This is a genomic window from Ruminococcus sp. 1001136sp1_2201st1_G3_2201SCRN_220225, assembly GCF_040924365.1.
Lineage (GTDB): Bacteria > Bacillota > Clostridia > Lachnospirales > Lachnospiraceae > Blautia_A > Blautia_A faecis.
Genome location: NZ_JBCOME010000049.1, coordinates 1 through 12,143, shown reverse-complemented (window position 1 = coordinate 12,143; position 12,143 = coordinate 1). Strand labels below are relative to the sequence as shown.

Below are 12,143 nucleotides of genomic sequence, written 5' to 3'. Positions count from 1 at the left end.
GTAGTGTTTACCGTTTTCCCTTATCCGCTTGTTTCTTACAAGATGTTAAAAATGTGTTACTTTGTTATTATACAGTTTCCATTTTCAAATTTCAATGTTATTCTCCAAAACAGTAAAAAGGTGCCTTAAAATCATCAAATCTGATAATTTTAAGACACTCTTTTTGGCTTTTTATGTCGTTTTTTTTATCAACAAATATCTTTCAAAGTAAGCTATTAAGCTGCTGGATCGGTCGGATCGTAGTATCCGCCATTCTTAATTCCCTTCAGCGGTGTAATTGCGCGACGTCCCAGCGGTCCTTTGAATACTTCGTCAGACTTATAGGTTCCATCGAAAATATAAATGGTGGAACCATTGCAGTTCTCATATACCCATTTTGCATCGGCAACACAGGTACGGATACAGCCATGGGAAGCCGGGCTTCCAAGCTTAAGATATGCACTAACCGGCAAATTATAGCTGTTTGCTGAGCCGCATGCAATAGAGTGGACGAAAATTCCGCCCTGACCAGCACCATCTACATGAGTACCATACTGTCCCCAGGACGGTCCCATAAGCGCCTGCCATCTGCTGTATCTTGTCAGTTTATATCTGCCTGTCGGAGTATCTGTTCCAGGATTGCCTACTGAAACACGAATGGTCTTAACCGGAATTGTACGGTTCGCATCTGCATAAATTGTCATAACACCATTTACACGATCCACTTCAACTGTATATCCTGATTTGTAAATATTTGTCACGTCATTGATTCTGTAACCATTCTTATCAAAGTAATACAGCTTGCCATCAATCCACTTGGATTCATTTTGCACAAAGCCCTTCTTATCCGGGTTAATGTAACGAACCAGATTCTGGGAATTGTCTACAACCACCCAGCCTGTAGTGAACTTACCAGTGGCATCTACATATCCATATTTTTTGCCTTTCTTCACGAATGCATTCTTCACAAGACTCATATTCTTGAAGTAATACCAGTTTCCATCAATCTTCTGCCATCCGCTCTTGCGAAGTACACCTTTAGAGTCTGCAAAATATGTTTTTTTCTTGTAAACAAACATTTCATTCTTAACCATCTGGCCATTTCTTGTATTAGATGTAGATGGTTTAAAGAAATAACTCTTGCCATTGATCACGGTAACTCCGCTGGCAAGTCTTCCGTCAGCTTTGAAATAATATCCGTTTCTCAGTGTATTGGCATAATGCTTTCCTTTTTTATTGAACAGGAACCAGCCATAGAATTTCCCCTTAGAGGTGGTTACTTTCTGCCATCCGGTTTTCTTCACGATCCGGCCAGCAGTAGAACCAAAATAGTACATTCTGTTTCCAGCCCCAGGACAGCGGTGCCATACCTTTTTCCAGGTTGCTCTTGCACCGGTTTCTGTTACATAATATTGTTTCTTTTTATAAGTGACAATACGATTCTTATAAATGCAACCATTCTTATCTGTCAGATAATATTTGCCATCTGTGGCTTTCTTCATAGTCTTCTTAAGAAGATAGCCATTCTTATCGATCAGATAGGAATTTTCCGCATCTTTATGTCCGTCAAGATCTGTTACAATAACGCCATGAACCATAAGCTGTCCAATCTTACTGCTGTCCAGCTCACCGGAATCATAATATTTCCACTGCTCACCGGCTGTTCCTACAAAACTCTTCCATCCATCACGGTACATCTTTCCTGGAATTTCCTGATCTGTTTCTGCTGGCTGGAAGTAGTACTGTGCAGCTACTCCGTTTACTGTCAGAGTAACATCCCCTATACGTGGTGTTCCATTCTCATCCAGACAATAATACTCATCATTGATCTTATAATATCCTGTATATGTATTATTTGCCTTGGCGGCTTCATCCAGCTGTGCAGTGGTTAATGTCTTACCATCTGCGCCATAATAATGGAAGTTTCTGCTTTCTTTGTTCCACAGCCAGTAATCCTTCTTCATCTGACCAAGTGTGGTCTTCCACGGAACCAGTGCAGCACCCTGTCCATTATATTCTGTATATGCCTGTGCACTATCGGAAGCTGTAAAATAGAATTCACCAACAGCCCCATTTGCACTCTCCGTTCCAGCTAAAGTCTTAATGCCAGTAACCAGAAATCCATTGGCATCAAACAGATAACTTCCTGTATGAACTGCTCCAGCCTCGTTTCTTGTAGTAATCTCTACAATTCCATCTGCCGCAGTATAATATTCAGCCTGAGCAGTTGTTCCTTCAGCCTCTACACTTTCCGTACCTGCTGCTTCGCCATTCTCCTGGACTTCATCAAAAGCCTGAATCTCATCAGAACCAGCCACATTCTGAGCCTCAGCAGCTGCACTTACAGCTGATTTCTTCTTGCGAAGCTTAAAACCATCAGCTGTCTGCTCCCATTCTTTCCAGTCAAATACTCCGTCTGAATTATCTGCCTGTACTTCCTGAGTCCCATCCAATGTGCCTTCAGGAACAGCTTCAAATCCATCTACCGGAGCAGTACTTCCATTCTCCTCCACTGTTTCACCTGAAGTAAAGCCATCGAAAAAACCATCTGTACTTTCTCCTGAATTTTCGCTGTCTGTATGTTCTTCCTTGTCCTGGCTTTCCTGTACCTGCTGCTCCTCAGCTGCTGCCGTATCTGCAGGCACCTCTGTATCCTCAGACGGCTGTACTGCTTCGGCTCCATCTTCTGTTTGCACATCTGCTGCCTGTTCAGATGTAAATCCGGATTCAAATCCGCTATCCAAAGCTGCGGCTGGAACTTCCAGACCCATGGACACACTTAACATAATCCCTAAAACTGCGGCTGCTACTCTCTTTTTCACTTTTATGCCTCCCTATTGTAACGTTGTAAATCTTATTCTCCTAAACCATTGTTGATAACAGTTACAAGATTTCTTAAAGCCTCTGTTTCGTCCTCGCCTTCGCAAAATATAGTAATCTCATCACCACATTTCACACACGCGCCCAGAACACTGAGCACGCTTTTGGCATTGGCAGACCCCTGACCATACTGAAATGTTATAAGAGATTTATATTTCATAGCTTCCTTACAAAGAATGCCTGCCGGTCGTAAATGAAGGCCGGAAGGATTGTTCACCCTTACTTTCTCACTTACCATAGTTTCTCTCCCTTATTGCTGCTGTTCTCTAGATCCATGGCAATATATTTCGCCAAACGTTATCCGTAAACAACAGCTCATTCATTATTAGTATCTGAATTGGAAACTTCTGATATAGTCACATCTGCAACCACATCATCCAGAAGTTCAAATCCCTTAGGCAGCTTCACAGTCACAGGAATCTGATAGCTTCCTACTTCCATATCCTTCAGATCAACAGAAGCTTTCACTTCGTCAAGATTAAAGTCATCAAGCTCTCCAGCTGTTGCTTTCACGCGGATTTCAATCTTATCTGTTCCAAATGTTACCAGAAGATTATCAGCAAGGTTATCTACCGTAACCTGATTGGAGGGAAGACCATATGAATGACTTCCAATAGGTAAAATACTTACCTTCACCAAAACGTCCTCACTGGTTCCGCTTGTCAGCTTCACATCCTCAGGAAGCACATCTTTCAGACTGACTTTCTTCTCAATATCAGTTGTCTCTCCTGTAATATCAATATCAGTACCGCCTATCCAGATCGTGTTGTCATTCTGCTTCAGAGTCTCCAATGCCTCATCTGTTCCCGCAATACTTACAGTATCCGGAACAGTAGTCACACTCTCCACCTGATAGCCATCTGCCGGCACACCTACATAGTCCGCACCAATATTAACGCCTGTGCGAATCTTCCAAAATTTAGTTGTAACAACAACTTTGGTATTATCTATGGTGAGATAAGCCATTCTTCCGGCAAGACTGTCCTGATTCTTATCAATAATATTCAGTTCTGCCTCTTCGGAAAAATCCTTTGTTCGGCCATCAACATCAACGGTCGCATTTACTTTATCAATTTTATTCACAAGAGATTTCGGACCTGTAATTTTAACTTTCTCCGGACTTGCAGTCTGGGAACCAACCTCGTAGCCCTTGCCCGGCTGGCTGGAACCGTAATTTACATTAACCAGAAACTCCTGTGTTACTTTTTCTTCCAGTCTGACACTGAGATACTGTGGTGTCACTTTAATATTCTCGGGGTTGATTCCCGGACAGGAGGCAGTGATTGGAACCATAACCGGATCTGTATCAAGGCTTCCTGCCTGCTGCAGATCTGCCGTCAAGGTTATATTGGTCTGAGTAATCCTGGAAAGAAGTCTTCTCTCTCCTGTGATTGTAACCCTTATAGGATCCGGATCATCATCCTGCATACACATCATGTTTGCACTATCCACATAAGCCGTATTCTGGAGTTCTACATTTTCTCCGGCAATGGTGATACTTTTACTGGATACCGGATTGTCCACATTTACCACAATAAACCAGATCAGAAATCCGATGAAAACAGACATGATCTTCAAGGTAAAATTCCTAGTCAGCTTTGTCTTCTTCATGTCTCATTCTTCCTTTCAACAGATGACGCAGTTTACTGTTAGTTACAACCTTTTTATTCTGAGCCTTGATCAATGCAGATCTCAGTTCAGCACTGGTAAGACCTCTGCTGAGCTGTCCGTTCTGGGCCATGGACACCTGCCCGGTTTCTTCTGAAACAATAATTGTCAGGGAATCACTTACTTCACTAATTCCCACACCAGCTCTGTGTCTGGTTCCAAGCTGTTTGCTCAGCTCCATATTATCGGAAAGAGGCAGATAACAGGTAGCTGCTACAATTCGATTGCCACGCACCAGGACAGCGCCATCATGGAGTGGTGTATTATGTTCAAAAATATTGATCAGGAGCTGACTTGTAAGAACTGCATCCACATTGATTCCTGTGCGCTCATATTCACTTAAGCGGATATTCTGCTCAATGACGATCAATGCGCCAGTTCTTACTTCTCCCATGTCAAAACATGCCTTCACAAGCTCATTGATTGTTTTATCTGTAAACCTTTCCTGTACCTCTTTGCCGGCATCCAAAGGGAAAATAGAAGCCATAAACTTCTTCTGTCCCAGCTGCTCCAGCATTTTCCGAAGTTCTGGCTGGAAAATAACAACAACACTGGTAAGAAGTATAGTAGAAAGATTCTTAATGATCCAGAGGATCGTATTCATTTTCAACACATATGCAAATAAAATAAAAAGGAGTACTATCAGAATTCCCTTCAACAGAGTATAAGCGCGGGTAAACTTGATCCACACCATAAACTGATAGATAAAGAAGGAAATCAGGGCAATCTCCAGTATGTCTGTTACTCCCAGACTGGGCAGGGAGAGTTTTGACAAATATCCTGATAATCTGACTGCCATATCCTGCATAGTGTACTCCTTTCTTTGTTACCATTCACTGCCAAGCAGTAACCTTAAAGATCTTTAAGAGATTCTTCAAGCTTTTTTTCAAAATCAATATCCTTAGCAGCAGGTTTCTCTGCCTGTCTTGGCTTTCTGTCTGCTGCTGGAGAAGCTTTCTTTCTTTTAGGCTTCTCATCCTGTCGGAAGATTGGATTGGCATAAGTACCAGAGTTGTCCTCTGCCTTGCGCTCTTCACGAACAGGTTCTGCATTTATTTTCTTAATACTTCTCTCGGAAGTTGCAACAGAAGCCTTGGGAACTGCTTTTACATAATAGAAGTACTCATCATCCTCATACTCCAGACGCTCTGCACGGCTGTAATCTCCTCCAAATGCAAAGAACTCAAGCACAAGTGCCAGGAGAACAGCTGCAATCGTACAGATCAGAAGCGGAATCATTGCAACAGTTGCATTCAGGTTCATTCCAAAACTTCCAACAAGCATTATAAACACATAGGCAACACCGCCTGTAATAATAGATATCCTCCATGCATGATCAAAAGAGCGGGTACGGATCAGATGTACCAGAAGGATAACTGCTACAAAAGCAACAACTGCAATCCACATTCCCCAGTTCTGTACCAGACCGTCAGCCATGATCTGCAGCTTATCTGTCATCTCCAGATCCGGATTCACAAGAATTGTTGACTGTGATCTTAAAAAACGGATAAAATAATACATAACCACACCGCAGCCAGCTGGAATTGCAGATAAACTGCTCTCCATAAGTCCGCTTCCAATAGGAAGTAATGCCGGAAGGCTGAATGCAAAGGAAAGCGGTGTAAATACAAATGTTACATTCTGTTCACCACTGAACCTCAGGAAAAAGATCATCATCAGAAGGATCAGAACAAGCATAAATGCCGCAATTTCAATTCCAAGTGCATAACTGTGAACAAGGATCAGCACAAAACCAATATACATCATAGCGGAAGACGGCAAAATGGAACAGATCAATGCCAGGATCAGTACTAAAAATACATTATTCAGGCGAGACATATATCCCATATTCGCATTGATCCACAGGAAATAAACCAGTGCAAGAACAAACTTCATTACAGGCAGGATATACATTTCATACTGTCCGTATATTTCTTTTATTTTCTGCTTTAACTCAAGTAATGCTGTCATTTTCTATATCCTCCTGACATTTCACGTCCTGCGAATTTCTTTTCTTCACGAGTATAGATTTTCTCTAATTTCGTCAGCTGAGTGTAATACTGTTTTACACTCTTCTTCGCCTTATGGTACTTCACAGTGTACTGGATATATGTCAGCACAGAATATAATACCAATATCCCTATATATCCCCCCAGGACTACAACTCCAAGAGAGATCAGATCCATCTTGTGCACATTATCCAGCAGATATTCCAAATTATACGCTGCAATCACAGCCAGTATCAATCCATATCCAATTGTTACAAGAAAGAAATTCTTAATCAGCGCCAGACCAATATAGTCACTCCTGTAGTACTTGCTTACTGGAAGATACTTTCTGCCTTCCTGTTTCTCATATACAGCAAGCTGATCCATTATCTTTACTTTTTCTTCGTTTATCATAAATGGCTCCTTATGCGTTTCTTTTAAAGCTGAAAAGCTATACTCATACAGGATGATTGTATCATATATCCCATGCCATGAAAAGCATTTTTTTACCTGTTGTTTCCAATACACAGCGTGAGAAAATATACATGGGATGCTCCCTTTTCCAACAGAAGCTTTGCCAGCACATCCATGGTACTTCCAGTAGTATATACATCATCAATAAGCAAGATACGCATTCCTGCAGGATTTCCTACAACCTGAAAAGCTTTTTGAAGATTCTTCTTTCTTTCAGCCGCATCCAGTTTTTTCTGTGATCGGGTAGCATGGCACTTTTTTAGAATAGCAGTATCTACAGGAATCCCAGCATAACGGGACAGTTCTTTCGCCAGAAGTTCAGCTTGATTAAACCCTCTTATGCGCTGTTTTCTTCTATGAAGCGGAACCGGAATGATTATCTGCGGCTTCCATAATGCAAGCATATCTTTTCCGTAGATATACAATGCTTTTCCATAAAAGCGGCTGTATTCCTGACAACCAAAATATTTATATTTCATTATAGAGTATCTCATCCGGTCATCATAGAGAAAAATCCCGCGTCCCTGGTCAAAAGCGCCTGGATGGGCGCCGCAGTCCCTGCAGTATTCTTCATCTCCATTTACCGGTTTTCCGCATTTGTAACACCGTGGCCCCGATACAGGTCTTAAATCTCCGGCACAGTCCAGACAGATCAACTGATGGCTGTTCCTAAGAATCCTGTGACACAGAGGACACCGTCTTGGATACAACAGATCCAGAAAGTTCCTGTATCCTTGCCCAAAGAGAGCTGTAACGTTTCTGTTGCTTCTCATTGCGGATCATCTCCCCGAAAGTCTCCTCACTTCCAACTACAGTAACACATTTCCGTGCTCTTGTAACACCTGTATACAAAAGATTGCGGTTCATCAGCATCTTGGGGCCGGAAAGGAGCGGCAGAATAACTGCCGGATATTCTGAGCCCTGGGATTTATGTATGGTTATAGCATAGGCAAGTTCCAATTCTTCCAGCTGCTTAAAAGAATAGTCAGCGAAACGGCCATCCTCAAATTCCACAGTGGCAGTCTCTGCAAATTCATTGATTTCCTTCAGAATGCCAGTATCTCCATTAAATACGCCCACCCCTTCTTCTACAGGAATTCCGTATTTCCCCCGGACTTCCCATTCCAGCTGATAGTTGTTCCGAATCTGCATAACCTTGTCTCCCTCACGGAAAAGCCGGTCTCCAATTTCTTTCTCTTTTTTACCTGATTCTGGTGGATTCAGGTATCTCTGTAAGATCTGGTTCATCCTCTCTACGCCCAGAAGCCCCTTTCGCATTGGAGTCAGAACCTGTATTTCAAAAGGTCTTGCATCCACATACTTCGGCAGTTTCTCCTGAATCAGTGCGATGACCACGCGGATAATAATATCGGCATCATATCTCTTCAGGAAAAAGAAATCGCGGCTTTTGTTATCAAGGGAAACCTGCTCTCCGTTATGGATCTTGTGTGCATTTACTACAATATCACTGTGAGAGGCCTGCCTGAAAATTTTCTTCAGTTCTACTACTGGAAAAACGCCGCTTTGAATAATATCCCGCAGCACATTTCCAGGACCTACACTTGGCAGCTGGTTCTCATCTCCTACCAGAATGATCCTGGTTCCCGCAGTCACCGCAAGAAGCAGTGAATGCATAAGAAAAATATCCACCATAGACATCTCATCAATAATAATTACATCTGTATCCAGCGGATTCTCTGCATTCCGTTCAAAATGAACACCCTGAGACTCTCTGCCATCCTCATTCGGCACACCGTTCAATTCCAGAAGCCGATGTATTGTCTGTGCTTCATAACCTGTAGCTTCTGTCATTCGCTTGGCTGCGCGTCCTGTAGGTGCTGCCAGACGAAGAGTTGCGCCTTCGCCCTCGAAAAAACGAATAATTGCATTGATCGTGGTAGTTTTACCGGTACCTGGTCCTCCTGTAAGTATAAAAAGGCCATTTCCAGCAGCCTCTACAACAGCCTTCTTCTGCATTTCCTCCAAAACAGTACCTGTTTCTTTCTCAATCTGGGCAATTCTTCGCTCCATCATCTGCTCATTCTGTGGATAACGGATATTTAATTCAGTGAGCATTCTTGCTGTATTCAGTTCCAAGCGGTAATACTGGCTTGGATAAACCAGTACCTCTCTGTCATTCTCTTTTAAAACAACTTTCCGGTCAATTGCCATATCCATCAGATGTTTCTCCATATAAGAAACATCTACCTGAAGCAGCTGGGAAGCTCTGTCAAACAGTTCGTCCTTCGGAAGATATACATGTCCTTCCCCTGAAGCCTGGAGAAGAGTATACATCATACCGCTGCGGATCCTGTAATCTGAATCTGCATGTATACCAATACGTGACGCAATGGTGTCTGCAATTTTAAAGCCAACTCCCGAGATATCATCTGCCAGACGATAGGGATTCTCCTGAAGCACACTGTATACGGACTGACCATATTTCTGATATATCTTTGCTCCAAGATTCAGGGAAATGCCATATTTCTGCAGAAACATCATGGCTTTTCGCATATCTGCCTTCTCAGTCACCTGTACTGCAATCTCTCTGGCTTTCTTCTCACTGATTCCCTTGACTTCCGCCAGCCTTTCCGGTTCTTCTTCCACTATTCTAAGGGTATCCTCGCCAAAACACCGCACAATTCTGGCAGCAAGTGCTGCACCTACCCCTTTAATCGCTCCGGAACCCAGATAACGTTCCATAGCCTGGGTGTCCTCTGGTGCCTTTTCCGCATAAGACTGGATATTAAATTGTCTGCCGTATATATGGTGCTGGGAAAACTGTCCCTCAGCTTCAATGGTCACACCCTGTGTAACGTCAGGAAATGTTCCTACACAAGTCAGCTCTTCCTCTGAATCCGCGGTCTTAAGAACCATAACTGTATATCCATTTTCATCATTGCGGAATATGACATGATCTATATAGCCTGTAACTTTCTCACTCATTTGTTCTTCTCCTGCCGCCAGCACTAACCAAAGGGCACTGCTAGAATGTGTTTGAAAAAGTATTCCCGCAATCTGCACGCCCCACTTTGCAGAAAGCCTTTTTCAAACACGCTCTAGAACGCAGTACCCTTTTCATTATAGTTTACATAATATTTTATCTTTTGCAAAACAGAATAGCCAAATTATATGTTACTGTTTACGCTTTTCAAAGCAATCAGATTATTCTTCCATCCTGGTAATTACTTCCGCATATTTACCGGTTCCCACCACAACCGCAGACATAGCATCCTGCACAGTAAGAGTGCTTACGCCGGTCTTCTGCTCAATGAGGGTGTCCATTCCATGGAGCAATGCTCCGCCACCTGTGAGAACAATTCCTCTGTCTACAATATCTGCAGCCAGTTCCGGCGGAGTTTTCTCAAGCACTCCGTGCACAGTCTCCACAATCTGATTGGTAGCATCCCTCAATGCAATACGGATTTCTTCTGAAGTCAGAGTTACAACCTTGGGAAGTCCGGTGATCACATTTCTGCCTTTTACCTCCAGCATCCGCGGAGATGCTTCCTGGCAGGCAGTTCCGATTTTTATTTTTATGTTCTCAGCGGCCTCTTCCCCAATAAAAAGGCTGTGATTTTTTCTCACATAGCTCATGATTGCCTGGTCGAAATTATCTCCGGCAACCTTTACAGAAGCAGACACAACAGAGCCAGCCATGGAAATCACGGCAACATCAGTGGTTCCGCCTCCTATATCCACGATCAGATTACCAAAAGGCTTCGTCACATCTACTCCGGCACCAATTGCAGCTGCAATCGGCTCTTCCACAAGAAACACTTCCCTTGCTCCGGCCTGATAAGTAGCTTCCTCTACTGCCTTTCTTTCAATCTCTGTGGTTCCGCTGGGGATACAGATACTGATTCTAGGCTTTCGAAAGGCATGGCGACCCATTGCCTTGGAAATGAAATACTTCAGCATCTTCTCCATAACCGTATAATCTACGATCACTCCCTGGCGGATTGGCCGGATTACTTCCATATTTGATGAAACATGTCCGGTCATCTGTCTGGCTTCCTCACCGATTGCTTTTATTTTCTCTGAGTTCTTATCATAAACCACTACAGACGGCTCACTGACTACCAGCCCCCGTCCAGTGGAATATACCTGACTGTTTCTGGTTCCCAGGTCAATTCCAATATCACTGGCAGGCATTAAATTCCCCTTTCTCTCAAAACACTTTGTCACACTTTCTCTGCAAGAATTGTGCCGTAAATGATTACCATTCACATTCCGAACTGTAATCATAAACACCACATTCTGCAGATGTGACTTTATAATTGTCTCATAGATTTTTCATAATTAATAGTCTTCGTACCATTATAAACAAAAATGCTTCAATTGGAAAGAGGTTTATTATCAGAATCACTTCAAATATTTCGCAACATAACGTCCTGTATAAGAAGCTGGATTCTTCGCCACTTCTTCAGGTGTTCCCTTGGCAACAACTGTTCCCCCGCCATCTCCGCCTTCCGGTCCGATATCAATTATATAATCAGCGGTCTTGATCACGTCCAGATTGTGTTCAATTACAACAACCGTATTTCCACCATCCGAAAGTCGACGCAAAATCTCCACCAGTTTCTGAACATCTGCAAAATGCAATCCAGTGGTAGGCTCATCCAGAATATAAATAGTCTTACCTGTACTGCGCTTACTCAGCTCTGCAGCCAGCTTAATACGCTGTGCTTCTCCGCCGGAAAGAGTGGTGGAAGGCTGTCCGAGACGAATATAGGAAAGACCGACATCATATAAGGTCTCTATCTTCCTTCTGATGGATGGAACGTTCTCAAAGAACGTCATTGCCTCCTCAACTGTCATATTCAGTACATCGTAGATGCTCTTATCCTTATACTTCACTTCCAGAGTTTCCCGATTATAGCGCTTCCCCTTGCAAACTTCACAAGGGACATAAACATCTGGCAGGAAGTGCATTTCAATTTTAATAATACCATCACCACTGCAGGCTTCACAGCGTCCGCCTTTTACATTAAAGCTGAAGCGCCCTTTCTTATACCCCTTTGCCTTGGCATCTGCTGTAGCAGCAAAAAGATCTCTGATCTGGTCAAATACGCCTGTATAAGTAGCAGGATTAGATCTTGGTGTACGGCCAATTGGAGACTGGTCAATGGCAATTACCTTATCCAACTGGTC

9 protein-coding genes and 2 pseudogenes are annotated in these 12,143 nt (G+C 42.9%); all 11 read right to left on the bottom strand.

Translation table 11 applies throughout. The annotated features are described in order from the left end of the window. Positions 1-215: 215 nt before the first annotated feature. The gene (locus AB5642_RS14890; RefSeq protein ID WP_368371720.1) at positions 216-2,801 is read right to left on the bottom strand and encodes a L,D-transpeptidase family protein; all 2,586 of its coding nucleotides are present in this window, start codon (positions 2,799-2,801) and stop codon (positions 216-218) included. Between the two features lie 32 nt (positions 2,802-2,833). Further along, positions 2,834-3,097: an HPr family phosphocarrier protein gene (locus AB5642_RS14885; protein WP_118579680.1), complete on the bottom strand. Its 264-nt coding sequence runs from the start codon at positions 3,095-3,097 to the stop codon at positions 2,834-2,836. A 77-nt stretch (positions 3,098-3,174) separates the two neighbouring features. After that, positions 3,175-4,470 (bottom strand): YbbR-like domain-containing protein, encoded by a 1,296-nt coding sequence (locus AB5642_RS14880; protein WP_368371719.1) that lies wholly within the window; start codon positions 4,468-4,470, stop codon positions 3,175-3,177. Continuing rightward, on the bottom strand, positions 4,448-5,335 hold the full coding sequence (gene cdaA, locus AB5642_RS14875; RefSeq protein ID WP_118579686.1) for a diadenylate cyclase CdaA: 888 nt from the start codon (positions 5,333-5,335) through the stop codon (positions 4,448-4,450). Before cdaA ends, AB5642_RS14880 begins: the two co-directional genes overlap by 23 nt. A gap of 44 nt (positions 5,336-5,379) precedes the next feature. Next, the gene (locus AB5642_RS14870; protein WP_173719280.1) at positions 5,380-6,498 is read right to left on the bottom strand and encodes a hypothetical protein; all 1,119 of its coding nucleotides are present in this window, start codon (positions 6,496-6,498) and stop codon (positions 5,380-5,382) included. Beyond that, complete coding sequence (locus tag AB5642_RS14865; RefSeq protein WP_173719279.1) at positions 6,495-6,929, bottom strand: hypothetical protein; 435 nt, start codon at positions 6,927-6,929, stop codon at positions 6,495-6,497. The genes AB5642_RS14870 and AB5642_RS14865 overlap by 4 nt, the downstream gene beginning before the upstream one ends. Before the next feature lie 92 nt (positions 6,930-7,021). After that, positions 7,022-7,762: a ComF family protein gene (locus AB5642_RS14860; RefSeq protein ID WP_173719278.1), complete on the bottom strand. Its 741-nt coding sequence runs from the start codon at positions 7,760-7,762 to the stop codon at positions 7,022-7,024. Continuing rightward, complete coding sequence (locus tag AB5642_RS14855) at positions 7,659-9,935, bottom strand: ATP-dependent RecD-like DNA helicase (protein WP_173719277.1); 2,277 nt, start codon at positions 9,933-9,935, stop codon at positions 7,659-7,661. Before AB5642_RS14855 ends, AB5642_RS14860 begins: the two co-directional genes overlap by 104 nt. 36 nt (positions 9,936-9,971) lie before the next feature. Next, positions 9,972-10,028 (bottom strand): annotated as a pseudogene (locus AB5642_RS14850) (DUF6783 domain-containing protein); the annotation flags it as partial. 126 nt (positions 10,029-10,154) lie between these two features. After that, on the bottom strand, positions 10,155-11,144 hold the full coding sequence (locus tag AB5642_RS14845; RefSeq protein WP_148461733.1) for a rod shape-determining protein: 990 nt from the start codon (positions 11,142-11,144) through the stop codon (positions 10,155-10,157). 210 nt (positions 11,145-11,354) lie between these two features. After that, positions 11,355-12,143: pseudogene (uvrA, locus tag AB5642_RS14840) on the bottom strand (ABC-ATPase UvrA); the annotation flags it as partial.